Origin of the sequence: Herbiconiux sp. VKM Ac-1786 (genome assembly GCF_015350805.1) — a bacterium.
In the GTDB taxonomy this organism is placed as follows: Bacteria; Actinomycetota; Actinomycetes; order Actinomycetales; family Microbacteriaceae; genus Herbiconiux.
The window spans coordinates 467,843-491,186 of the sequence record NZ_JADKSG010000001.1; the positions used below are offsets into that span (position 1 = coordinate 467,843).

Here is a 23,344-nt window from a genome sequence, read left to right on the forward strand (position 1 = left end):
CGGCTACTCGGCCACGACCGTGTAGCCGACGGACTTGGCCTGGTTGACGAGCTCGTCGCCGAACGCCTTGATCGCCTCGGTGGCGGAACCGCCGCCGATCAGCGTCGAGGGCACCGTCTGGGTCCAGACCGAACCGGTGTCGTACAGCATGTACGAGTAGGGCTGAACCACGCCGAGGGCGCTCTTGAACGCGTCCTGGGTGGTCGCGACGTCGGCGAAGTAGGCGTCGTCGGCGATCTTCGCCAGCCAGTCCTCCTGCACCGGGCCGTAGCCGGGCAGGCCCGTGCTCAGGTCGACCTGCCAACGCGGGTCGGTGGCGACGAACTTCGCGAAGGTGAGCGTGTTCTCGAGCTGCTTGCCGGTGATGTGCGAGGAGACGCCCCAGAGGCCGCCGCCCTCGTTGCCGGTCGAGGGCTTCGAGTCGCCGTCCCACTTCAGCGGGGCGACCGCGGTCATCTGACCGGCCGGGATCTTCCAGGTGTCACGGAAGAGGTAGTTGCCCCACCACACGGCCCCGGGGCTCATCACCAGGTTGGCGCCGGCCTCGGCGGCGTCGCCGTCGAAGATGCCCTGGGTGGAGAGGGCTCCGCCGGCCTGCATCTGGTCGAGCAGCTCGGTGGCGCGCACGCAGTTCGGGTCGGAGAGGTCGATGTGCGCCTCCGACTCCGAGACGCGGTCGTTCGTGGGGCAGCCCGCGGCCTGCAGATAGCGGTTGACCGCGTAGGCGTCACCGAGGAAGCCCGAGATCTTGCCCGGGTTCTCCTGGGCGATCTTCACGGACAGCTCGCCGTACTCCTCCCACGTGGTGGGCACGGTGTAGCCCTTCTCGTCGAAGAAGGCCTTGTTGTACCAGAACACGTCGGGGGCGGCGTCGTTGCGCAGGCAGCGGATGGCTCCGTCGATGTCGCAGAACGAGATGACCGCGGGGTCGTAGCCCTCGATCGTGTCGGGCATCAGCTCGCCGAGGTCGGCGGCGTAGTTGCTCGTGGAGTTGGTCGCCCAGGCGATGTCGTCGTTCGAGGGGAAGAAGATGGCGTCGGGCCAGCCCTTTCCGGCCGAGTCGAAGTTCGCGAAGGCCTGACGCACGGTCTGGCCTCCGACCGTTCCATCGATCTGCACGATGTCGATCTCGATGTCGGGGTAGGCCTCCTTGAAGGCCTCGGCCGCGGGCACCCGGGGCGGGTCGACCCAGACCGTGATCTTGCCGCCGGAGTCGGTCTGAGCGCCCCCGGTCGTCGTGGTTCCACCACTCGCGCAGCCCGCCATCAGAAGGGCGGTTGCGGCAAGGGCGACACCTGCTGTGAGGAATCTTGTTGTCTTCATTGACACTCCCTGTTGAGAGCAGTGCGGGCAAGGGGCCGAACACTGCGGTTTGCCTGGCGAACGGGATTCCCCGCTTGGTGCCGGTGTCACGTTATCCCGATCGAGGGGCCCTAGTCAAACGTTTGCTCAAATCAATTCGGTGCGTCGCCCGTCAGGCCGATCCTGGCCGGGTCGAGGGCGTAGAACCGCGCCGCGGTGCGGCCCAGGAGCTGCTCCCGATCGCCCTCGGCGAGCTCGGCGAACAGCGGCTGCAGACCCTGCCAGACCCGCGTGTAGCCGCCGGCGAGCACCGAGATCGGCCAGTCGCCGCCGTACATCAGGCGCTCGACGCCGAACACCTCGAGCGCCCGCTCGAACGCGGGCCGCACGGTGTCGGTCGTCCACGCCCCCTCGTCACCGGTCGCCGAGTAGAGACCGCTCACCTTGCCGAAGACGGTCGGCACGGCGGCAGCCTCGGCGATCAGGGTCGACCACGGCTCCCACGAGTCGAGCCCGATCGGCGGCTTCGAGAGGTGATCGATCACCATCCGCAGCCGCGGGTGCCGCTCGGCGATGATCGGGACCAGCTCCAGATGGCGCGGCAGCACGGCCACCACGTCGAACGGCAGCCCCGCCTGCTCCAGCACGCCGAGGCCCTCGTCGACCTCGGGGCGCAGCAGCCAGTCGGCGTCGGCGCGGTCGTGGATGAGGTTCCGCACCCCCACCATCAGGCTGTCCCCGCGCCACCCCTCGAGCATCGCGGCGGCCTCCTCGGGCCGGTCGAGCGGCACCCAGCCGACGATGCCGGCGACCTCCGGATGCGCGGCCGCCGACTCCCGCATCACCGCCGTGTCGGCGCTGTTGTCGGCCGACTGCACCTGCACCGTGTACGCGACGCCGGCCGCCTCCAGCTCGGGCTGCAGCTGCTCGAAGGACATGGCGCCGTCGATCGGCGCGTGCTGCGGACCGAGCCAGCCGTACTCCGCGCGGGCCGGGTCCCAGACGTGCTGGTGGGCGTCGATGACGGGAAAGGTCATGGGGGTTCCTCCTCGAACTCCTCCGGGCAGCGACTGCGGCCCGGATCTGCACAATCGATTGTTCACGACACTCGGCACCGCGTCGAGTGCCACGCGGCGATAGACGGCGCGACGGTCAGGGCCGCGGCGCGACCGTCGACTCGCGGATGATCAGCTGCGGCGCCGGGTCGGAGACCACGAGCCGCGGCACCGTGCCCCCGTGGATGCGGTCGTAGAGCGCCGCCATCGCCCGCCGGCCGAGCTCGTACCGCGGCATCTTCACGGTCGTCAGCGGCGGCCAGGAGTTGTCGGCCGTCCACGCGTCGTGGATCGCCACCACGGAGATGTCGTGCGGCACACTCACGCCGCGACTGCGCAGTTCGAGCAGCACGCCGAAGCCCGCGTTGATGTTGGCCACGACGATGGCGGTGGGCCGCGCATCCGCGTCGAGCAGGGGGCCGACCGCCGCCCGGCCCACGACGAGCTCGTAGCCGAGGGAGGTGACGAAGCGCTCGTCGACGGGCAGCCGGGCGCTCGCCATCTCGTCGCGGAAGCCCTGCTCCCGGCGCCGGCCGGTGACCGAGGAGGGCAGGCCGCCCACGAAGGCGATGCGCTTGTGCCCCTGCCCGATCAGGTGCCGGGTGGCGATGCGGGTGCCGAGCTCGTCCTCGAGGTCGACGTAGCCGCCGTCGGCGGGGTGGTTGGAGTTGACGTAGACGACGGGCAGGCGGCTGTCGATCTGCTCGCTCAGCTCGGCGGGCTCCATCGCGTCGGCGGCCTGCACGAGGGCTCCGTCGATGCGGCCCTCCTTGATCAGGCGGGGCAGCGCGTACTCCTCGAGCTCGCTCTCGGCGCGGGCGAGCAGCACCATGTACTTCTTGTCGTAGCCCTCGTCCTCGACGCCGCGCATCAGCTCGCTGACGATGGCGTTCGTGAGGTCGGGCACCACGAGGGCGACCACGTTGGTGCGCGAGAACTTCAGCGCGCGGGCGGCGTAGTTGGGGCGGTAGTCGAGCTCGCGGGCGGCGTCGGTGATGCGCTTGCGGGTCGCGTCGCTGACCCGGGCATCCGCCGCCCCGGTGAGCACGCGCGAGACGGCCGAGACGGAGACCCCCGCCATGGTCGCCACGTCGCTGAGGGTCGCCATGCGCTCAGTCTAGGTTCAGCCCGCGCGGCCGCCTCAGGCGGACGCGCGCACCGACACCAGGTAGAGGTGCGTGAGCACGAGCACGGTCTCCTGCCGCTGGTTCGTGACGGTGACCAGCTCGTGCACGTAGCCGAACTCCTCGGGCCGCTTCGCGTGCGGGGCCTTCTCGACGATCTCGGCGCTGACGCGGATGGTGTCGCCGATGAACACCGGCTTGATGAAGCGGATGCGGTCGTAGCCGTAGCTCATCGCCTGCGGGTTGATGTCGCCCGCCGTCATGCCCACCGCGACCGAGAGGATCAGCGTGCCGTGGGCGATGCGCTGCCCGGCCGGCTGGGTGGCCATCCACTCGGCGTCCATGTGGTGCGGGAAGAAGTCGCCGGTCTGGCCGGCGTGCAGCACGATGTCGGCCTCGGTGATGGTGCGGCCGGTGGTGTCGCGGCGTTCGCCGATCGCGATGTCGTCGTAGTAGCGGTCGACGGTGCTCATGCGGGGGTCTCCTGCTCAGGGGTCAGATGGCGCACGACGGCCTCGTCGAGGAGGCGGCGCAGCTCGTCGTCGTCGAGCTCGCCGAGGAGGGCAGCGGTGACGTGCTCCGACGCCTCGTTCTGCAGCTCGATGTAGTGCGGGTGCTGGGGGCGCAGGTACGCGCCCTCGAGGGTGGCCCGGGTGCCGCGGAAGAAGTCGAGGCTGTCGGCGTTGGTGCGCTCGCTCTCCCAGGCGACGGCGTTGCCGGGCTGGCCGCCGCCGTCGTAGTAGACGCCCTCCTGCACCGCGGCCGAGGCGAGCCAGAAGGCGTGGGCGATGGCTTCGACCGGATGCTCGGTCGAGGCCGACACCGCGATGCCGGCGCCGCCGAGCAGCGAACCCCGCACCCCGTTCCGCGAGCGGGGGATGTCGGCGTACGTCAGTCGGTGCATCCGGAAGCCGGCGCGGCTGTAGTTCGTGTAGCCGAACAGCAGCGGCGAGTAGGCCCAGCGGTCGCCCTCGCTCAGGGCGTCGGCGACCTGGATCGGGTTCCAGCCGGCGTTCTCGCGCGGCACGAGGGCGGCGAGTCGGCGGAGCACCCCCATCGCGGCACCCAGCGTCTCGGCGCCGAGGAACACGCCGGGCGTGCGCATCGGCTCCTCCCCCAGGCCGGAGGCGACGGTGACGAGGCTCGAGAACGCGTCGACCGGCTTGTAGGGCCAGAGCACGCGGCCCTCCTCGGCGAGCGCGAGCACGGCGTCCCAGTCCTCGGGCGGGCCGTCGATCAGGTCGGGACGGTAGGCCGAGACCTGGGCGGCGGCGTCGCTCGCGAGCCCCCACTGGCGTCCGGCGTAGGAGTAGGAGCGGTGGGAGGCGCCGACGGACTGCCGGGCGAGCAGCTCGAGCTCGTCGTCGTGGCCGGTTCCGTCGAGCGGGGCGAACAGGCCCTCGACCGCGGCGATCGGGATGTGCGGGTGGTCGATCACCAGGAGGTCGTAGCGGTCGGTCAGCTTGTCGAGCGGATAGTCAGCGAAGGCCTGGAGGGAGCGGTACTCCCAGACGACCTCGACGTCGGGGGCGATGGCGCGGTAGGCCTCGGCGGCCGCGACGACGCTGCCGTGTCCGCGGGCGTGCTCCCAGGTCATGCCGCGGAGGGTGACGGTCATGCGGTGGCCTCGGGCGCCACGGCGCGGGCGGCGTCGAGGTCGGCGGTGCTGCTCGCGTCGCGTGCCGGGGCGCGCCCGGCGTCGGGGAACTCGGCGCGCACCCGCTCGTCGTCCTCGCCGAGCAGCGGGGCGGCCTTGCGGCTGCTGAGGATCTGGCCGTCCACGCGCAGCGGGCTGCGGGTCGTGGTCAGGGTGGTGCCGCGCCGCTCCACCTCCTGCGTCATCCGGATGGCGGCGAACCCCTCGCTGTCGAGCAGCTCGTCGAGCGTCAGCACCGGTGCGCACCACACGTCGGCCGCGTCGAGGATGCCGAGCCAGTGCTCGGTGCTGCCGGTCGCGAAGCGCTCGGCGAGCAGCGCCTCGATGCGCTCCTGCTCGTCCCACGCCTGCTGCGGATCGACCATGCCGGTCAGCTCGGGCAGCTCGAGCAGCTCACCCAGCTTCGGGATGGGGTTCATCGCGAGCGCGATGTACCCGTCGAGCGTGGGGTAGGTGCCGTAGGGCGCCGCGAGGAACGCGTGCGCCGAGTGCTCGCCGTGGCGCTTCACCGCGATGGAGTCGTCGTTCAGCCGCACGCTCAGCAGCTCGAACTGCAGGTCGAGCATCGCCTCGAGCAGGCTCGACTCGACGAGGCCGCCCTCGCCGGTGCGGAACCGCCGCACGAGCAGCGCGGTCGCCCCCTGCGCGATGTGGCAGCTCAGCAGGTGGTCGGCGATCGAGAGGCCGACCGGCACGGGCCCGTCGGCGGCCGAACCGCTCAGCCACGGCAGCCCCGAGACCGACTGGGCCAGCAGGTCCTGACCGGGGCGCGTCGCCCAGGGTCCCTCGGAGCCGTAGCCCGTGGCGCTCGCGTAGACGATCGAGGGGTTGAGCTCGCGCACCGACTCGTAGTCGAGCCCGATCCGCTCCATCACCCCCGGCCGGAAGTTCTGGATGAGCACGTCGGCCTTCGCCACCAGCTCCTTGACGTAGGCGAGGTCGTCCGACTTCTTCAGGTCGGCGGTGATCGACTCCTTGTTGCGGTTCATCGCGTGGAACGAGACGGTGTCGCCGTCGGCCGTGCGGCCCGCGAAGGCGAGCGTGCGGCCGATGTCGCCGGAGCCCGGCCGCTCCACCTTGATCACCCGGGCGCCGAGGTCGGCGAGCCTCATTGCCGCCACCGGCCCCGCCAGGAACTGGCTGAAATCGAGAACGAGAATGCCGTCCAGCGGCAGTGCTCCTCGTGCAGTCGTCACGTCGTCTCCCTGTCCGCATCGTTGCGGCGAGCCCTTTGCTCAATCGTTTGCTCATGCTAGTGTCGCGAGGTGTCGTTGCGCAAGGCGAGGCTCCAGGGCCCGCGGCGCACGACCTCCGACGACGGAAGGACGAGTCAGTGCTGACTGCCAGGTACGTGCGCAACCGCACCATCGAGATCGCCGAGGCGGAGACCACTCCTCCCCCGCCGCCCGGCTCCGTGCAGATCGCGGTCTCGCACGTCGGCCTCTGCGGCACCGACCTGCACATCTTCCACGGGTCGATGGATGCGCGGGTCGGCACCCCGCTGGTGTTCGGGCACGAGATGAGCGGGGAGATCGCCGCGCTCGGCGAGGGCGTCACCGGCTGGTCGATCGGCGACCCCGTCACCGTCATGCCCCTGGACTGGGACGGCACCTGCCCCGCCTGCCTCGCGGGCAACGAGCACATCTGCCAGAACCTCGACTTCATCGGCATCGACTCGCCCGGTGCGCTGCAGCCGCTCTGGAACGTGCCGGCGTCGACGCTCGTGGCGCTGCCGGCGGGCATCCGGCTCGACCATGCGGCCCTCGTCGAGCCCGTCGCCGTCGCCGTGCACGACGTGCGCCGCGCCGAGCTGAAGGCCGGCGAGAAGGCGGTCGTCATCGGCGGCGGCCCGATCGGCGTGCTGATCGCCACGGTCGCCCGCTCGATCGGGGCCGAGGTCGCCGTGATCGAGCTCGACGGCGGGCGCCGGGAGCAGGTCGCGGCCCTCGGCTTCACCACCGTCGACCCGCGCGCGGTCGAACAGACCGCCTGGGTCGAGGAGTGGACGGACGGCGTCGGCGCCGACGTCGTGTTCGAGGTCTCCGGCGCGGCCGCCGCGGTACTCGGCGCGACCGCGCTTGCGAAGGTGCGGGGCACGCTCGTGGTCGTCGCCATCCACCCGACCCCGCGCGAGATCGACCTGCAGCGGGTGTTCTGGCGCGAACTGACCATCCGGGGCGCGCGCGTCTACCAGCGCACCGACTTCGAGCGCGCCGTCGAGCTGGTGGCCGACGGAACCGTGCCGGCCGAGGTGCTCATCACGAGCCGCGTGCCGCTCGCCGAGACCCAGGCCGCGCTCGAGGAGCTCGAGAGCGGCCGGGCCATGAAGATCCTCGTCGACGTGGCGGGCAAGGCATGAGCGGGCCGGGCCTGAGCGGGCTGTTCTCCCTCGAAGGAACCACCTCCGTCGTCACCGGAGCGAGCCGGGGCATCGGCCGCGCGATGGCGGTGGCCCTCGCCGAGGCCGGCTCGGACATCATCGGCGTGAGCACGACGCTGCCGGCTTCCGGCAGCGAGGTCGGCGCCGCCGTCGAGGCGACCGGGCGGCGGTTCGAGGGGCTCGCGTGCGACTTCGCCGACCCGTCCGCGGTCGACGCCCTCGGGGCAGCCCTCGCCGAGCGCGACATCGACGTGCTGGTGAACAACGCGGGCACCATCGAGCGATCGCCGGCGGCCGAGCATCCGCTCGACTCGTGGTACCGGGTGCTCGAGATCAACCTGTCGAGCCAGTTCCGGCTGACGCAGGCGGTGGGGCGACGGATGCTCGACCGCGGCCGCGGCAAGGTGATCTTCACGGCGTCCCTGCTCAGTTTCCAGGGCGGCATCAACGTGCCGGGCTACACCGCGGCCAAGTCCGGCATCGCCGGACTGACCAAGGCGCTGTCGAACGAGTGGTCGGCGCGGGGCGTCAACGTGAACGCCATCGCTCCCGGCTACATCGCGACCGACAACACCGCGGCGCTGCGGGCCGACCCGTCGCGCTCGCAGTCGATCCTCGACCGCATCCCGGCCGGGCGTTGGGGCGAGGCCTCCGACCTGGCCGGCGCCACGGTGTTCCTGGCCTCCCGCGCGTCCGACTACGTCGACGGCATCACGCTGCCCGTCGACGGCGGCTGGCTCGGCCGATGAGCGGCGCTCCGGCGTCGCTCGCCGGGCAGCGGATCGTGCCGGTCGTCGTCATCGACGACGCCGCGCACGCGGTGGGGCTCGCCGAGGCGCTGCTGTCGGGCGGGATCGGCTGCGCGGAGTTCACCCTGCGCACCCCGGCGGCGCTCGACGCCCTCGCCGCGGCCTCGGCGGTGCCGGGGTTCGTCGCGGGGGTCGGCACGGTGATCACGCCGTCGCAGCTGCACGCGGCCGCCGACGCCGGGGCTCGCTTCGCGGTCGCGCCCGGGTTCGACGAGGAGATCGTGACCCTCGGCACCGACCGTGGGCTCGACGTCGTGCCGGGCGTCGCGACGCCCACCGAGATCTCGCGGGCGCTCCGCGCGGGCGTCGACCACGTGAAGCTCTATCCCGCCGGCGCGCTCGGCGGCACCGACTACCTCGACGCGCTGGTGGGGCCGTTCCCCGGGGTTCGGTTCCTGCCGAGCGGTGGGGTGAGTGCAGCCTCGGCTGCGGCGTGGGCCGCGCATCCGGCCGTCTTCGCGATCAGCGGCAGCTGGATGGTGCCCCGCGACGCGATCGCGGCGGGCGACTTCGGCCGCATCGCCGAGCTGTCGCGCGCCGCCGTCGACTCGCTGGACGGGGTGGCGCGATGACGCGGGGAGTGGTGACGCGCGGAGTGGTGACGCTCGGGGAGAGCATGGCGCTGATCCGGGGCGACGGGGTCGCCGGGCTGGAGCACCTCGCGACCGCACGGATCGAGACCGGCGGCGCCGAGGGCAACGTCGCCGTGGGGCTGACGCGCCTCGGGGTCGACGCCACGTGGCTCGGCCGGGTCGGCGACGACGCCCTCGGGAGGCGGGTCGCGGGCGAGCTGCGCGCCGAGGGCGTGCACGTCGTGGCGATCGTGGACGCGGCCGCCCCCACCGGGCTGATGATCAAGAACACCCCGCACGCCGGCCGCACGGCCGTGACCTACTACCGGGCGGGGAGCGCGGGCAGCCGCCTGACCCCGGCCGACCTCGACCGGATCGACTTCGCCCAGCACGCGCTGCTGCACCTGACGGGGATCACCCCGGCGCTCTCGGCGTCGGCGCGCGAGACCGCCTTCGCGGCCGTCGAGCTCGCCCGGGCGGCGGGCTGCGCCGTGTCGTTCGACGTGAACCTGCGCGCGTCGCTCTGGCCGGCCGAGGATCCGGCGCCGGTGCTGCGATCGCTGGCCGCCCGGTGCGACATCGTGATCGCGGGTGACGACGAGGCACGGCTGATCACCGGATCGCCGACCGCCGTCGACGACCCGACGGCGCTGCTCGAGGCCCTGCGCGACCTCGGTCCGCGCGAGGCGGTCGTCAAGCGCGGTCCGCTCGGTGCCAGCGCCTCGGCCGGTGGCGAGGTCGTGCACCAGGCCGCCTTCGCGGTGCCGGTGGTCGACACGGTCGGCGCGGGCGATGCGTTCACGGCCGCCTACCTGGCCCGCCGACTCGAGGGCGCGCCCTTGGCCGACGCGGTGCGCACCGCGGCGATCGCCGGCGCGATCGCCTGCACCCACCCGAGCGACTGGCTCGGCTACGCCCGGCCGGCCGACCTCGCGGCCTTCGACGCCGTCGACCCGGTGCGGCGCTGACGCGTCCGCGCATCCACCCGCTCGCCCTCGCGGGCGGTCACAGGATGACCGGGTCCCAGATGGGCTTCTGCGCGAACGCTTCCCGGTAGTACTCGAGCTCGCTGAGCTCGGCCGCCGCCTCCTCGTCGACCACGACGGTGGCGCGCGGGTGCAGCTGGATCGCCGACGCGGGCACGCTCGCCGTCAGCGGCCCCTCGACCGCGGCGGCCACCGCCCGCGCCTTGCCGCGCCCGAAGGCGAGCAGCACGAGACGCCGTGCCCGCAGGATCGTGCCGAGCCCCTGCGTGATGCTGTGCACCGGAACCTCGTCGACTGTGTCAAAGAAGCGGGCGTTGTCCTCCCGGGTCTGCCGGGTGAGCGTCTTCACCCGGGTCAGCGAGGCGAACGACGAGCCGGGCTCGTTGAAGCCGATGTGCCCGTCGGTGCCGATGCCGAGCAGCTGCAGGTCGACGCCGCCGGCCGCCAGGATGGCGTCCTCGTAGCGCTCCCCCGCCGTCTCGATGCCGAGCGGTCGGCCGTCGGGCACGTGCACGGCCGCCGGCTCGAGCCCGAGCGGACCGGTCACCTGCGTGGCGATCACGGAGTGGTAGCTCTGCGGGTGCGTCACCGGGATGCCGACGTACTCGTCGAGCGCGAACCCGCGCACCCCCGAGAGGTCGAGCCCCGCCCGCACCCGCTCGGCGAGCGCCCGGTACACCGGCAGGGGGGTGTCGCCGGTCGCGAGGCCGAGCACGGTCTCCGGCCGCTGCTGCACCAGTCGCTCGATCGCCTCGGCGACCAGCGCCCCGGCGGCGCGGCGGCTGCCGACCACGATCACTTCTGCCACGTCGGCACCCTCTCGTCAGCGGTGAGCGCCGGCGCTCCGACCAGGGCCGCTCCGACGGCGGCCGCCGGGAACCCGGCCGGCACGAGCAGCACCCGGCTCTCGAGCCCGAGCGATGCCAGGAACGGCGACTCCTCGGCCCAGGATGCCAGAACCCGCCGCACCTCGTCGAGCAGCCACTCCCCCAGGTTCGACAGGCCGCCGCCGATCATCACGATCTCCACGTCCACCGTCAGCACGAGCACCCGCACCGCGGCGGCCACGTTGTCGACGAGCAGCGAGCGGATGGCCACGGCCTCCGCGTCACCGGCGTCCGCAGCGGCCATCAGCGACCGCGCCGGGATCGGGTCGGCCGCGCCGGGCGAGGACCATTGCCGCGCGATCGCGCTCCCCGACGCCACCGTCTCGAGGCATCCGCGCTGCCCGCACGGGCAGAGCACCCCGTTCGGGTCGACCGGGATGTGCCCGATCTCCCCGGCCGCCCCGCGGGCACCCCGCCAGAGCCGGCCGTCGATGACCAGCCCGGCCGCGAGCCCGGTGCCGAGATTCAGGTAGGCCATGGATCGCGCGGTCAGCTGCGGCTGCGCCGTCATCAGGTGGTAGGCGCCGAGAGCGGCAGCCTTCACGTCGTTCTCGACCTTCACCGGGCAGCCGAGCCGCTCGCCGAGCAGCGCACCGAGCGAGAGCTCGTCGAAGCCGAGGTTCACCGCGTGCGACACCGTTCCGGCGACGACGTCGACCTGCCCCGGGATGCCCACCCCGATCGACTCGAAGTCGGTCGGCGCCCGCCCGGTGAGCTCGGCGACCCGGGCGATCCCGGCGAGCGCCGTGGCGACCACCGCCTCGGGCCCGAAGCCCGTGGCGAGCCGCACCCGCTCGACCACCTCGCCCTCGTCGTCGACCGCGACGACGTCGGTCTTGGTGCCGCCGATGTCCAGGCCGAGCCTCACGAGCGCACCCCCCGCTCGGCGAGCACCCCGGCGAGCGCCTCGCCCACGAGCGCCGAGGCGCCGTAGGTCGCCACACCGGCGTACCGGGGGTCGGCGCCCGGCCAGCCCATGTCGACCGTCACGACCCGCGGATGGCGGGCCCGAAGGGTGTCGATCAGGGCGACGACCTCCGGCCGCCGCTCGTTGTCCTTACCGATCACGAGCACGTATGCCTCCGCGGGAATGTCCTCGATCTCGTCGCGCCAGGACGCCTCCACGACCTCGTGCCCGAGGAGGTGCACGCCCGCCCCGGCGAGCGCGGAGAACGGCCCCCACGGCACCACGCCGATGGCGCTGTTCGCCGCGGTGTCGACCCGCACGACCGTCCAGCCGGGGCCGGTCAGCGCCTCGTCGGCCTCGGGGGTCCAGCCGAACGTGGAGGCGACGGCACGGGCATCCGGCATCGCGGCACCCGACGAGGATGGCGACTGCGACGCTGCGCGCGCCCAGGAGGCCAGCGCACGGTTCCGCCCGGCCGCCTCCTCGACCCGCGCCGACGGCAGCGAGCCGTCGTCGATCGCGGCCTGCACGGCGTCGACGATCCCGTCGAGCTGCGGCCCGGTGTTCTTCGTCCCGATGCAGAGCAGGTCGCAGCCCGCGGCGAGCGCCGCGACGGCGGCCGCCGGGATGCCGATCGACCCGCTCGCGCCCGCCATGTCGAGTGCGTCGGTGACGATCACCCCGTCGAACCCGAGTTCGTCACGCAGGATGCCCTCGAGGATCGGCCGCGAGAACGTCGCCGGTGTGCCCGGATCGAGCTGCGACAGCACGATGTGGCTCGTCATCACGCTGCGGGCCCCGGACGCGCCGGCCGCCACGGCCGCGGCGAACGGCACGAGCTCGCGCGAGCGCAGCACCTCGGCGGGCGCGTCCACGGTCGGCAGCGCGAGGTGCGAGTCCTGCGCGGTGTCCCCATGCCCGGGGAAGTGCTTCAGGCATGCGGCGACGCCCTGGGCCTGCAGTCCCTCCGTCCAGGCGACCGCGTGCCGCGCGGCGAGCTCGGGATCCGCGCCGAAACTCCGCACCCCGATCACCGGATTCAGCGGGTTCGAATTCACGTCGGCGTCCGGCGCGAAGTCGAGGTTCACGCCGGCCGCGGCGAGCGCCCGCCCGACCGCGGCGCCGACCGCGCGGGTGGCGCCGAGGTCGTCGAGGCGGCCGAGCACGGCGTTGCCCGGGTAGGGCGCTCCGCGGTCGTAGAACAGCCGCGTGACGTCGCCGCCCTCCTCGTCGATGGCGATCAACGCCGAAGGGTTGGCCGCGCGGATCGCGTCCGTCAGGGCCTTCAGCTGCGCCGGCGAGACGATGTTCTCGCCGAACAGGCACACGCCCGCGAGGCCCTCGCCGAGCATCCGCTCGACCCACTCGGGCAGCGTCGTGCCCTCGAACCCGGGCAGCAGCGTGCCCAGGATGCTCGAGCGGAGCCCGCTCATCCCTTCACCGCCCCGCTCACGAGGCCCGAGGTCATGCGCCCCTGCACCAGCAGGAAGAACACGATCACCGGGATGGCCATCAGCGTCGACCCCGCCATGATCGCCGCCCAGTTCGTGGTGCCGGTGACCTGCTGGAAGGTGCGCAGCCACACGGGCAGCGTCATCATCTCGGGCCGCGAGTTCACCACGAGCGCGAGCAGGAACTCGTTCCACGCCTGGATGAAACCGAAGACGCCGGTCGCGACGAGGCCCGGCGCCAGCAGGGGGAAGGTGATCCGCCAGAACGCGCCGGTGCGCGAGCATCCGTCGATCATCGCCGACTCCTCGAGCTCGACGGGCACGCCGTTGACGAAGCCGCGCAGGGTCCAGATGGTGAACGGCAGCACGGTCGCGACGTAGACGAGGGTGAGGCCGGCGATGGTGTTGAGCAGGTTCCAGCCGTCGAGCACCCGGTAGGTCGAGACGATCATCGCCTCGGCCGGGATCATCTGGATGATCAGGATCGCGAAGATGAACGTCTTGCGGCTGCGGAAGCGGTAGCGCGTCACCGCCAGCGAAGCGAGGAAGGCGAAGACCAGCGCGATCACCACGGTCGAGATCGTGACCATCAGCGAGTTGCCGAGGGCCGGCAGGAACGGCGCGCGACCCGGGTCGAAGATGACGGTCTCGTAGTTCGCCGTGGTGAGGCGCTGCGGGAAGAAGTTCGGCACGCTGCCGCGGATCTCGTTGTTGGGCTGCAGGGAAGTGTTGACCATCCAGTAGACCGGGAACACCGAGAAGACGAAGACCACGATCGACGCGGCCCCGAGCAGGATGCTCGTGCTGCGCTTGGTGCGCACGCCGCTCACTGCTCCTCCTCCCTCAGGCTCCGCCGAACGTAGAACACCGAGATCGCCACCATCAGGATGACCATGATCACCGCGATGGCGCCGCCCGTGCCGTAGTCGCCGCCGCCGATGGACGTCTGGTAGATGTACACGCCGAGCGTCGAGGTCTGCTCCTTGATGCCGCCGATGCCCTGGAGGGCGAAGATCTGCGTGAAGACGCGCAGGTCCCAGATGACCTGCAGGATGATCACGACCACGAAGATCGAGCGGAGGTAGGGGAACACGATCAGGCGGAAGCGCTGCCACGCCCCCGCGCCGTCGAGCTGGGAGGCCTCGAGCACCTCGTCGGGCACCTGGGTCAGGCCGGCGAAGATCGTGAACGCTACGAACGGCACGGCGCCCCAGGTGACGATGATCGTGGCGACCACGAAGAAGGAGAACGGGTCGATCAGCCAGGAGTGGTTGGTGAAGTCCTGCCCGCTGACGGCTTCCATCAGGAAGTTGACGACGCCGTACTGGGTGTCGAACATCCAGCCCCAGACGATCGTCGCGGTCAGCGCCGGCATCGCCCAGGCGAGCAGCAGGCCCACCGAGACGAGGGTCTTGAAGAAGCGGTTCACGCGATTCATCAGCAGCGCCACGGCCGTGCCGAGCACCATCGCCGTCACGACGTTCGCGACGCAGAACAGGATGCTGCGGCCGAGCACCGCCCAGAACTGCGGGTCGCCGAGCACCCGGGCGTAGTTGTCGAGGCCCACGAACGGGGCGTCGGCACCGAACACCTGCGCGCGGCCGAACTCCTGGAACGACATAACGAACAGCTGCACGAGCGGCCAGCCGATCACGGCGGCGAGAATGATCAGGGCCGGCACCAGCAGCACGATCGGCGTGAACCGGGCGCGCTTCCGCCGGGTCGTGCCGGGGTCGGGCGGCAGCTCCTGCACACCCCCGGATTCGTGCTCGCGCACGAGCAGCACGGACGAGGTCATAGACGGTACTCCCACTACGATTGCGGTTGTGCCCCCACCTTCCTAGGGCGATGGGCATCGGGCCGACGGGGGCCGGACGCGGTGTTCGCGCACCGCGCCGGCCACCGTCCGGTTGGGCTGGTCGAAGCCCCTTCTAGGAGTTCAGGATCCCGTCGATCTTCTCGTCGAGGGCCTTCGCGAGCTGCTCGACGTCACCGCCCTGGGCGATGCTGACGAAGAAGTCCTGCAGAGCGCCCGAGGCCTCGACGTCGGCCCACTTGGGCGAGGCCGGGGTGAGCTTGGCGTTGGCCGCGGCCTCGGCGATGGCCGTGGCGACCTCGTCGGTGCCGAGGGTCGACGCGAGCGAGATCTTGGCCGGCACGAGGCCGTTCTCCCCGAGGATCGACTGGTACTCGTCGCTCAGCATGATCTCGAGCGCATCCGTGGCGAGCTCGGGGTGGGCAGACTTCGCGGCGACGGCGATGTTCGAGCCTCCGGCGAAGACGTGGGCGGCTCCGCCGTCCATGCCGGGGAGGGCGTAGACGCCGAGGTTGGCCTCCTGGTCGGGGCAGCCGGGCGCATCCGCGTCGGCCGGAGCGAGGATCGAGCCCTTCACCCAGCTGGGCGCGGAGAGGTTCGCGACGACGCCCTCGCAGAACGGCACCTGCGGGTCGGTCTCGTTGCCGTCCTTCGGGGCGACGCTGGCCTTGGTCATGACCTCCTGCACCTGCTTCAGGCCGGCGATCGACTCGGGGCTCGAGAAGCTCGAGGTCCAGGTGTCGCCGTCCTGGGTGGCGATCTCGCCGCCGTTCTCCCAGATGTAGGGCAGCGCGTTGTACCAGTCCTGGCCGGGGAAGTAGATGCCCGAGACGCCGGGGTTCGCCGCGGCGAGCGCGACACCGTTCGAGACGTACTCGTCGAGGGTCGTCGGCACGGTGAGTCCGGCGTTCGCGAGCAGGTCCTTCTTGTAGAACACCAGGCGCGCACCCGAGTAGTAGGGAGCGGCGTAGAGCTTGCCGTCGTAGCTGCCCGCCTCGACGAAGCCGGGCAGCAGGTCGTCGCCGCCGAGCTCCTCCTGCACGTCGGAGAGGTCGAGGAACGCGCCGGCCGAGGTGAAGGCGGCCGCCTGGGTGTTGCCGACCTCCACGACATCGGGGCTGTCGGAACCCGAGAGGTTCGTCGTCAGCTTGTCGACGAGGCCGGTCCAGGCCTGCTCCTCGATGGTGAGGGTGCTGCCCGGGTGGTCCTTCTCGAAGGTGCTGACCAGGTAGTCGCGGGCCTCCTGCGGGGTGTCGGTGCCGTTCAGCCAGACGCGGAGGTCGGCGGTGCCGTCGCCTCCCGCGCTGTCGTCCGACGAGCCTCCGGCGCAGCCGGCGAGCGCGAGCGCCGCGGTGACGCCGAGGGCGGTGACGGCGAGTGTCGTCTTCCTCATGGTGTTCTGCCTTTCCTAGGGCGATGGGATGTGCGTGCTGTTGTACTTCAGGAGACGCCGAGCTGGCCCGAGAGCACCATCACGGCCGCCCCGCGCAGGACGATGTCCGGCCCGAGGGTCGTCATGCGCAGCGTCAGAGAGCCGTGGAACTCGGCCATCGTGCGGCTGCGCAGGGTCTCGACGGTGGCCGCCATCAGCGGTCCGTCGAGCAGATCGGTGGGCCCGCTCAGGATGACCTCGCTGAGGTCGAGCGCTCCCACCACCGGCGCGAGGGCGATGCCGAGCCGCTGGCCCGCCTCCTGGAGCACGGCCGTTCGCGCGGCACCCTGCTCCCCCTCCAACCGGTCGATCAGGTTCGGGATGCTCAGCCACGTCTCGAGGCAACCGCGCTTCCCGCAGGCGCAGACCGCGCCCCCGTCCGTTCCCACCACGACGTGGCCGATCTCCCCCGCGGCGAACCGGCTGCCGAACAGCGGGGTGCCGCCGAGCAGCAGGCCGGCGCCGACGCCGTGGCCGATCGTGATGAGCATCGCGTCGCTGTCGGCGCCGCCGAAGCTGTGCTCGGCGAGCACCGCCGCGTTGGCGTCGTTGGCGACGAGCACCGGCACCCCGAAGCGGTCGGCCAGGATGCTCTGCAGCGGCATCCCGTTCCAGCCGAGGTTCGGCGCGCTAAGCACCACGCCGCCGAGGTCGACGACGCCGGGTGAGCCCACGCCGATGCCGAGCACCGGCGCGGTGGCCTGCCCGATCAGCTGCTCGGCCAGCGCCACGACCTTGGCGACCGCCTCGTCGCCGGTGCTGCCGTCGAGCGCGACCTCGGCCCGGGCGCTGATGGCCCCGTCGAGGTCGAGCAGCGCACCGGTGAACACCGAGTGCTCGGACAGGTCGAGCCCCACGATCACGAACGCCGAGCGGTCGAGGTCGAGCAGCGTCGCCGGCTTGCCGGGGCGGGTCTCCTCGCGCTGGCCGAGCTCCACGACGAGTCCGTCGGAGATCAGCTCGGCGACGAGAGCGCTGACGGTGACCCGGGTCAGCGCGGTCTCGCGGGCGATGTCGGCGCGGCTCCGGCTGCCCTCGCGGTACAGGGTCTGGAGCACCAGGGAGCGGTTGTGGCCCCGGGCGTCGACCGGGAGCACCTTGGAGGAGGGTCTCAGGGGCCGCAGTGCCGTCATGTTTGTTAGTAAAGCTTACGAACTTATCCCGATCAAGCCTTTCGTCCGATTCGTTCGCGATCTTTACAAACCCGAAACACGGGCGTCTAGCATTGCTGTGTGTCCGATGTCCCCGCCCAGCCCCGTATCCGCGTGAACGATGTCGTCCGCCTGCTCGTCGAGCTGTTCGCCTTCTTCACCTTCGGCTTCTGGGGCTTCGTGGCCTGGCCCTTCCCGTGGAACCTGGGGCTCGGCATCGCCACTCCCCTCTTCGCCATCCTCATCTGGGCGTTCTTCCTCTCGCCCAAGGCCGTCATCCACATCGACGCCTTCGGCCGCGCGCTGGTCGAGATCGTGCTGCTGGGCTCGGCGGCGCTCGCCTGGCTGATGCTGGGGCAGCCGCTCGTCGCACTCGTCTTCGGACTCGTGGCGGTGGCCAGCGGAGTCGTGGCCGGCCGGCGGAACCTGCAATGAGCGTGCTCGTCCACGGCGCCCGCAAGCTCGACGCCGACGGCATCGTGGACGACTTCTGGCTGCTCACCGCGGGCCCGACGATCGTCGCCACGGGTACGGGCGACTCGTGGCGCGCGCCCGGTGTGGTGCCGCCCGACGCCGACGTGCTCGACGCCGGTGGGGCCTGGCTGACGCCCGGCCTCATCGACCTGCACGCGCACGGCGGCGGCGGCTTCTCGTTCGACGACGGAGCCGACGCCATCCGCTCGGCACTCGCCGTGCACCGCGCCCACGGCACCACCCGCTCGGTCATCTCGCTCGTCGCCAACCCGCCGCACGTGCTCACCGCCTCGCTCGACGCGATCGCCCGCATCGCCGCCGACGACCCGCTCGTGCTCGGCTCGCACCTCGAGGGCCCGTTCCTCGCCCCGTCCCGCAAGGGCGCGCACGACGTCGACTTCCTCGGCGTGCCCACGCACCACGTGCTGAAGCAGCTGCTCGAGGCCTCCGAGGGCCGGCTCGTGCAGATCACCATCGCCCCCGAGCTCCCCGGCGCCCTCGAGGCGATCGACACCTTCGTCTCGGCCGGCACCGTCGTCGCGATCGGGCACACGGATGCGGGCTACGACCTCACCCGCGAGGCCTTCGACCGCGGCGCCACCCTGCTCACCCACGCCTTCAACGCGATGCCGGGCATCCACCACCGCGACCCCGGACCGGTCACCGCCGCCCTCGACGACCCCCGCATCACCCTCGAGCTCATCGCCGACGGCGTGCACGTGCACCCGGCGGTGCTGGCGCTCGCCTTCGCGGCGGCCCCCTGGCGCATCGCCCTCGTCACCGACGCGATGGCGGCGGCCGGCGCACCCGACGGCGCCTACCACCTCGGCACCCTCCCGGTCACGGTCCGCGACGGCGTCGCGACCCTCACCCCCACGGACGCCCCGGCCGCCGCCGCCACCGACCCCGCCAGCACCCCGCACGCCGCCGCCGCCGCGACCGGTACCTCCGCGGAGGGTGCGGGCCGAGCATCCGTCGCCCCCACCATCGCAGGCTCGACCCTGACCCAGGACGCAGCCCTGCGCACCGCCCTCGCGGCCGGCGTCGACCCCGTCGCGGCAGTCACCGCCCTCACGGCGACCCCCGCCCGCGTGCTCGGCCGCCCCGACCTGGGCCGCCTCACCGCAGGCCACGCGGCCGACCTCGTCCTCCTCACCCCCACCTTCGAGGTCACCCACGTCTGGGCCGCCGGCCGCCCCCTCCCCTGAACCCGACTCCACGCCCACCGGCGAACGACGACGGCCCCCACCCCGGAGGGTGAGGGCCGTCGCGAGAGGCGCGGAGGCTAGGCCGCCATGCGCTCCTGCAGGTTCGCGTCGAGCGTCGCGAGGAACTCCTCGGTCGTCTGGTACGGCTGGTCGGGGCCGACGAGCAGCGCCAGGTCCTTCGTCATCTTGCCCGACTCGACCGTCTTGATCACGACGTCTTCGAGGGCCAGCGAGAAGTCGATCAGCTCCTGGTTGCCGTCGAGCTTGCCGCGGTGGGCGAGCCCACGGGTCCAGGCGAAGATCGAGGCGATCGGGTTGGTCGAGGTCGGCTTGCCGGCCTGGTGCTGGCGGTAGTGCCGCGTGACCGTGCCGTGCGCCGCCTCGGCCTCGACGACCTTGCCGTCGGGCGTGGCCAGCACAGAGGTCATGAGGCCCAGCGAGCCGAAGCCCTGCGCCACGGTGTCGCTCTGCACGTCGCCGTCGTAGTTCTTGCAGGCCCAGACGTAGCCGCCCTCCCACTTCATGGCCGAGGCGACCATGTCGTCGATGAGGCGGTGCTCGTAGGTGAGGCCGGCGGCCTCGAACTGCTCCTTGAACTCCGTGTCGAAGATCTCCTGGAAGATGTCCTTGAAGCGACCGTCGTAGGCCTTCAGGATGGTGTTCTTCGTCGAGAGGTAGACCGGGTAGTTGCGGGTCAGGCCGTAGTTCAGCGAGGCGCGCGCGAAGTCGCGGATCGAGGCGTCCTGGTTGTACTGCACCTGCGCGATGCCGTCGTCGGGGGCGTCGTAGACCTCGAACTTCATCGGCTCGGAGCCGTCTTCGGGGGTGAACTCGACCGTGAGCTTGCCCTTGCCCTTGAAGACGAAGTCGGTGGCGCGGTACTGGTCGCCGAAGGCGTGACGGCCGATGATGATCGGCTTGTTCCAGCCCGGCACCAGGCGCGGGATGTTCGAGATGATGATCGGCTCGCGGAAGATGACGCCGCCGAGGATGTTGCGGATCGTGCCGTTCGGCGACTTCCACATCTTCTTCAGGCCGAACTCCTCGACGCGAGCCTCGTCGGGGGTGATGGTGGCGCACTTGACGCCGACACCGTGCTTCTGGATGGCATGCGCCGCGTCGATCGTCACCTGGTCGTCGGTGGCGTCGCGGTGCTCGATGCCGAGGTCGTAGTACTCGAGGTTCACATCGAGGTACGGGTGGATCAGCGTGTCTTTGATGGCCTGCCAGATGATGCGGGTCATCTCGTCGCCGTCGAGTTCGACGACCGTGCCTTCAACCTTGATCTTGGACAATTCAGCTCCTCATCAGCCGCCGGAAATGGGCCGCTCACCAGTTTACGCGATCCTCGAGATATCTCGACGTCGAGATAGTTCCGGATGCTCGTACCGCCCTCTCCCTCGCGCCCCCGCCCGCCCAGGCTGGCGCCCCGCGCCCGCCACCCGATACCCTGATCGCATGAGTGAACTGAGGCTCGAAGAGCTTGCGGCATCCAACATCGTCGCGGCGAACACCCTGTCGCTCAAGCCGGGGCAGGAGCAGTTCGTCGCCCCCGTCTCGCACTCGATCGCCGAGGCGTACGTGAACCCGGCCACCGCCTGGCCGCGCGTGGTGCTCGAAGACGACGAGGTCGTCGGCTTCATCATGGGCAACTTCGACCCCGATGCGCATGAAGACGAGTTCAAGGCCTGCATCTGGCGCATCAACGTTGCCGCCGACGCCCAGGGGCACGGCGTGGGCCGCTTCGCCGTGCTGGCGGTCGCCGACGAGGCCCGCCGCCGCGGGCTCGAGCGCATCACCGTCATCTACGAGCCCGGCGAGGCCGGCCCGGCCGCCTTCTTCGAGAAGATCGGCTTCACGCCCTACGGCGAGACCCCTTACGGCGAGACCGTCGCGGCCCTCGAGCTCTGACGGCAGCCGCGTCACGGTGGCCTTCGCCGACGACGTCCTCGAGGTCGTCGACTCCATCCCGCCCGGGCAGGTGCTGAGCTACGGCGACGTCGCCGCCCTGCTCGGCTCCCGCGCGGCACGGGCCGTCGGCACGACGCTCCGGATGTCCGGCGGCAGCCACCCGTGGTGGAGAGTAGTGCGTTCCGGCGGACTCCCCCCGGTCGGGCACGAGCAGCGGGCCCGCGAGCACTACGAAGCGGAGGGAACCCCGCTCCGGGTGATCTCGCGGGAACCGGGCTACGCCGTCGAGTACGCTGTAGCACGGTGGCGGCCGTCGCACCCGGCCGCCTGACTCGGAAGGACCTCCCACAGCAGATGAAAAGACGCGCTCTCCTCGCTGCGGTCATGGCCACGGGCCTCGCAGCGGCGCTGTCGGGCTGCACGCTCGCCAATGCGATCACCCCGCCGATCGAATCCCAGCTCTACCCGACGATCACCGAGGCCCGAGGCTCCGACGCCACCATCGACATCCCGAGCTGGGTGCCGGATGACGCGACGCTCATCCGCATCAAGGAGAACTCCGAGACCGGCGCCAAGATCATGCAGTTCGGCGACCCGGCTCCCGAGCCCATCGGCGGCCCCTGTGACGCGTCGATCATCGACAACGCACCTCCGATGCAGGACACCTGGTGGCCCCAGAACCTCCCGGTCAACGAGGCCACCTGCCAGGACGGCTGGCACATCGTCTTCATGTACGGCTCGCAGTACTTCGCCTGGACTCCGTAAACCTGCACTAAAACGAGATTTCATCAGCTCTTTCTGATAGAATCTCAGTATGCTTTCAGCCGCTCGCCTCTCCGAGATCGTCACCGATCTCTGCGGCGATGGCGGTGGTGATCACGGTGGCGATCATGCCTCGCACGAGGCCGGCTTGACCGATGACGAGCTGCTCGAGATCGTTGCCGTTGGCGAAGCCGTGGTGCGCGCGATGCTGGCCCAGCAGGTGCGGCTCGCCGGAGAGATCAGCATGCGGTCTCGCACCGAGCTCGGCGATGAGGGCCTGAGCCGGTCGCAGAACTTCACCAGCCCCGTGAAGCTGCTCTCACACGTCACGGGTGCGTCGGCACGCGAGTGCAAGTCGCGCCTCGACTTCGGCCGCACGCTCCGGGGTGCCGTGCTGCTGGGCGGCGGCGAGGGCCCGGCCCCGTTCCCGCTCGTCACCCAAAGGCTGCGGGAAGGTGCGCTCGGCGTTGAAGCAGCGTCGGCCATCGTCAAGCAGTGCACCGTGCTCGCCGACCGCGGATGCTCAGCCGATGTCGTCACCGTCGCCGAGGAGACCCTCGTCGACCAGACCATCTCGTGCCGGCTGTCTGCCGACGAGACGTTCAGGGCCGCAATTCATCTGCGCGAGGTGCTCGACCCCGACGGTGCGGAGCCTCGCGACGAGGTGCTGCAGATGCAGCGATCACTGACGATCACGCAATCGGCGGATGGGATGTATCGGGGGAAGTTCGCGCTCACGCCCGAGCAGGGCGGAGTGTGGTCTGCAAGCATCCGGGCGATGCAGAGCCCGCGCGTGGCCGGGCCGCGGTTCGTCGATGGAGACGAATACACGACCGCCGACGGCCGCACCCAGGCACAGAAGAACGCCGACACGGTGACTGAGCTCATCGCTCGCGCTGCCGGCGCCGAAGACATGCCCCGCATCAACGGGGCGATCGCCACCGTGAACGTCCACATGACCCTCGACGATCTCGAGAAGGGCCGCGGCGTCGGATGGATCGACGGCATCGACCAGCCCGTCCCCGCCTCAACCGTCGAGCAGCTCCGGTGCTCATCACCCGTCGCCACCACACTGTTCGGCGACAAGGGCGAGGTGCTCTATCACGGCAAGGCGAAGCGGCTCTTCACCGCGGCGCAGAACCGGGCCCTCGCTGCTCGGGACGGCGGATGCGTGTGGCCCAGCTGCGACCGACCACCGTCATTCTGCGAGACACATCACGCGAACGAGTGGGTGTCGGACGATCATCCGCCCGGACGCACCGATATCGACAATGGCGTCCTGCTCTGCCACTTCCACCATTCCCACCTGCACAAATCACCATGGAAACTGACCATGCGCGAGGGCACCCCTCACCTGATTCCGCCGAGATGGGTCGACACGGAACAGAAGCCGATCCCGACCACCCGCCGACGCACCATCCAGCGACCCGCCGCTTAGCCAGCCACCGCATCCGTAGGCA

Annotated in this window: 24 protein-coding genes; 10 read left to right on the forward strand and 14 right to left on the reverse strand. The window is 71.2% G+C overall.

Going from position 1 to position 23,344, the window contains the following annotated elements:
• Nucleotides 1-3 precede the first annotated feature (3 nt).
• The 6 genes from ITJ64_RS02275 to ITJ64_RS02300 form a co-directional block, all read right to left on the reverse strand.
• A complete protein-coding gene (locus ITJ64_RS02275; RefSeq protein ID WP_194679202.1) occupies nucleotides 4-1,323 on the reverse strand; it encodes an ABC transporter substrate-binding protein in 1,320 nt (439 codons plus the stop codon).
• A gap of 131 nt (nucleotides 1,324-1,454) precedes the next feature.
• Nucleotides 1,455-2,339, reverse strand: coding sequence for an amidohydrolase (locus tag ITJ64_RS02280; protein ID WP_194679203.1), 885 nt, complete (start codon nucleotides 2,337-2,339; stop codon nucleotides 1,455-1,457).
• A gap of 115 nt (nucleotides 2,340-2,454) precedes the next feature.
• Complete coding sequence (locus ITJ64_RS02285; RefSeq protein WP_194679204.1) at nucleotides 2,455-3,465, reverse strand: LacI family DNA-binding transcriptional regulator; 1,011 nt, start codon at nucleotides 3,463-3,465, stop codon at nucleotides 2,455-2,457.
• Between the two features lie 33 nt (nucleotides 3,466-3,498).
• Nucleotides 3,499-3,954, reverse strand: a complete 456-nt coding sequence (locus ITJ64_RS02290) for a MaoC/PaaZ C-terminal domain-containing protein (RefSeq protein WP_194679205.1) — start codon at nucleotides 3,952-3,954, stop codon at nucleotides 3,499-3,501.
• On the reverse strand, nucleotides 3,951-5,099 hold the full coding sequence (locus tag ITJ64_RS02295; protein WP_194679206.1) for an extracellular solute-binding protein: 1,149 nt from the start codon (nucleotides 5,097-5,099) through the stop codon (nucleotides 3,951-3,953). Before ITJ64_RS02295 ends, ITJ64_RS02290 begins: the two co-directional genes overlap by 4 nt.
• Nucleotides 5,096-6,334 (reverse strand): CaiB/BaiF CoA-transferase family protein, encoded by a 1,239-nt coding sequence (locus ITJ64_RS02300; protein WP_194679207.1) that lies wholly within the window; start codon nucleotides 6,332-6,334, stop codon nucleotides 5,096-5,098. Before ITJ64_RS02300 ends, ITJ64_RS02295 begins: the two co-directional genes overlap by 4 nt.
• A 137-nt stretch (nucleotides 6,335-6,471) precedes the next feature.
• Between ITJ64_RS02300 and ITJ64_RS02305 the strand changes: the two genes are divergently transcribed.
• Genes ITJ64_RS02305 through ITJ64_RS02320 form a run of 4 tightly spaced genes read left to right on the forward strand, consistent with a single transcriptional unit; the run spans nucleotide 6,472 to nucleotide 9,867 of the window.
• Nucleotides 6,472-7,497, forward strand: coding sequence for a zinc-binding dehydrogenase (locus tag ITJ64_RS02305; RefSeq protein ID WP_370544999.1), 1,026 nt, complete (start codon nucleotides 6,472-6,474; stop codon nucleotides 7,495-7,497).
• Nucleotides 7,494-8,267: an SDR family oxidoreductase gene (locus ITJ64_RS02310; protein WP_228507625.1), complete on the forward strand. Its 774-nt coding sequence runs from the start codon at nucleotides 7,494-7,496 to the stop codon at nucleotides 8,265-8,267. The genes ITJ64_RS02305 and ITJ64_RS02310 overlap by 4 nt, the downstream gene beginning before the upstream one ends.
• Complete coding sequence (gene eda, locus ITJ64_RS02315; RefSeq protein ID WP_194679209.1) at nucleotides 8,264-8,899, forward strand: bifunctional 4-hydroxy-2-oxoglutarate aldolase/2-dehydro-3-deoxy-phosphogluconate aldolase; 636 nt, start codon at nucleotides 8,264-8,266, stop codon at nucleotides 8,897-8,899. Before ITJ64_RS02310 ends, eda begins: the two co-directional genes overlap by 4 nt.
• Nucleotides 8,896-9,867, forward strand: a complete 972-nt coding sequence (locus ITJ64_RS02320; protein WP_194679210.1) for a sugar kinase — start codon at nucleotides 8,896-8,898, stop codon at nucleotides 9,865-9,867. Before eda ends, ITJ64_RS02320 begins: the two co-directional genes overlap by 4 nt.
• Nucleotides 9,868-9,904: 37 nt before the next feature.
• Here ITJ64_RS02320 and ITJ64_RS02325 read toward each other — a convergent pair whose 3' ends face one another.
• From ITJ64_RS02325 to ITJ64_RS02355, 7 genes are all read right to left on the reverse strand, one after another.
• Nucleotides 9,905-10,693 carry a glucosamine-6-phosphate deaminase gene (locus ITJ64_RS02325; RefSeq protein ID WP_194679211.1) on the reverse strand — a complete coding sequence of 263 codons (789 nt, stop codon included), beginning with the start codon at nucleotides 10,691-10,693 and terminating at the stop codon, nucleotides 9,905-9,907.
• Nucleotides 10,681-11,640 (reverse strand): ROK family protein, encoded by a 960-nt coding sequence (locus tag ITJ64_RS02330; protein ID WP_194679212.1) that lies wholly within the window; start codon nucleotides 11,638-11,640, stop codon nucleotides 10,681-10,683. Before ITJ64_RS02330 ends, ITJ64_RS02325 begins: the two co-directional genes overlap by 13 nt.
• Nucleotides 11,637-13,112: a glycoside hydrolase family 3 protein gene (locus tag ITJ64_RS02335; RefSeq protein ID WP_194679213.1), complete on the reverse strand. Its 1,476-nt coding sequence runs from the start codon at nucleotides 13,110-13,112 to the stop codon at nucleotides 11,637-11,639. The genes ITJ64_RS02330 and ITJ64_RS02335 overlap by 4 nt, the downstream gene beginning before the upstream one ends.
• The gene (locus ITJ64_RS02340) at nucleotides 13,109-13,960 is read right to left on the reverse strand and encodes a carbohydrate ABC transporter permease (RefSeq protein ID WP_194679214.1); all 852 of its coding nucleotides are present in this window, start codon (nucleotides 13,958-13,960) and stop codon (nucleotides 13,109-13,111) included. The genes ITJ64_RS02335 and ITJ64_RS02340 overlap by 4 nt, the downstream gene beginning before the upstream one ends.
• Nucleotides 13,957-14,928 carry a carbohydrate ABC transporter permease gene (locus tag ITJ64_RS02345; RefSeq protein WP_194679215.1) on the reverse strand — a complete coding sequence of 324 codons (972 nt, stop codon included), beginning with the start codon at nucleotides 14,926-14,928 and terminating at the stop codon, nucleotides 13,957-13,959. Before ITJ64_RS02345 ends, ITJ64_RS02340 begins: the two co-directional genes overlap by 4 nt.
• Nucleotides 14,929-15,061: 133 nt before the next feature.
• Complete coding sequence (locus ITJ64_RS02350) at nucleotides 15,062-16,339, reverse strand: extracellular solute-binding protein (RefSeq protein WP_194679216.1); 1,278 nt, start codon at nucleotides 16,337-16,339, stop codon at nucleotides 15,062-15,064.
• 47 nt (nucleotides 16,340-16,386) lie between these two features.
• A complete protein-coding gene (locus ITJ64_RS02355; protein ID WP_194679217.1) occupies nucleotides 16,387-17,511 on the reverse strand; it encodes an ROK family transcriptional regulator in 1,125 nt (374 codons plus the stop codon).
• 99 nt (nucleotides 17,512-17,610) lie between these two features.
• Here ITJ64_RS02355 and ITJ64_RS02360 point away from each other — a divergent pair, with 99 nt between their 5' ends.
• Both ITJ64_RS02360 and ITJ64_RS02365 read left to right on the forward strand, forming a co-directional pair.
• Nucleotides 17,611-17,964: a YrdB family protein gene (locus tag ITJ64_RS02360; RefSeq protein ID WP_173183408.1), complete on the forward strand. Its 354-nt coding sequence runs from the start codon at nucleotides 17,611-17,613 to the stop codon at nucleotides 17,962-17,964.
• On the forward strand, nucleotides 17,961-19,211 hold the full coding sequence (locus ITJ64_RS02365) for an N-acetylglucosamine-6-phosphate deacetylase (RefSeq protein WP_194679218.1): 1,251 nt from the start codon (nucleotides 17,961-17,963) through the stop codon (nucleotides 19,209-19,211). Before ITJ64_RS02360 ends, ITJ64_RS02365 begins: the two co-directional genes overlap by 4 nt.
• Nucleotides 19,212-19,288: 77 nt before the next feature.
• On the opposite strand, the gene ITJ64_RS02370 is transcribed toward ITJ64_RS02365, so the two are convergent.
• Complete coding sequence (locus tag ITJ64_RS02370) at nucleotides 19,289-20,506, reverse strand: NADP-dependent isocitrate dehydrogenase (RefSeq protein WP_173183406.1); 1,218 nt, start codon at nucleotides 20,504-20,506, stop codon at nucleotides 19,289-19,291.
• Nucleotides 20,507-20,669: 163 nt separating this feature from the next.
• Between ITJ64_RS02370 and ITJ64_RS02375 the strand changes: the two genes are divergently transcribed.
• The 4 genes from ITJ64_RS02375 to ITJ64_RS02390 are packed head-to-tail and all read left to right on the forward strand — an operon-like array spanning nucleotide 20,670 to nucleotide 23,322.
• A complete protein-coding gene (locus ITJ64_RS02375; protein ID WP_194679219.1) occupies nucleotides 20,670-21,122 on the forward strand; it encodes a GNAT family N-acetyltransferase in 453 nt (150 codons plus the stop codon).
• 16 nt (nucleotides 21,123-21,138) lie between these two features.
• The gene (locus ITJ64_RS02380) at nucleotides 21,139-21,453 is read left to right on the forward strand and encodes an MGMT family protein (RefSeq protein WP_173183404.1); all 315 of its coding nucleotides are present in this window, start codon (nucleotides 21,139-21,141) and stop codon (nucleotides 21,451-21,453) included.
• 53 nt (nucleotides 21,454-21,506) lie between these two features.
• A complete protein-coding gene (locus ITJ64_RS02385; RefSeq protein WP_194679220.1) occupies nucleotides 21,507-21,887 on the forward strand; it encodes a hypothetical protein in 381 nt (126 codons plus the stop codon).
• A 49-nt stretch (nucleotides 21,888-21,936) separates the two neighbouring features.
• Nucleotides 21,937-23,322, forward strand: a complete 1,386-nt coding sequence (locus tag ITJ64_RS02390; RefSeq protein WP_194679221.1) for an HNH endonuclease signature motif containing protein — start codon at nucleotides 21,937-21,939, stop codon at nucleotides 23,320-23,322.
• Nucleotides 23,323-23,344 lie beyond the last annotated feature (22 nt).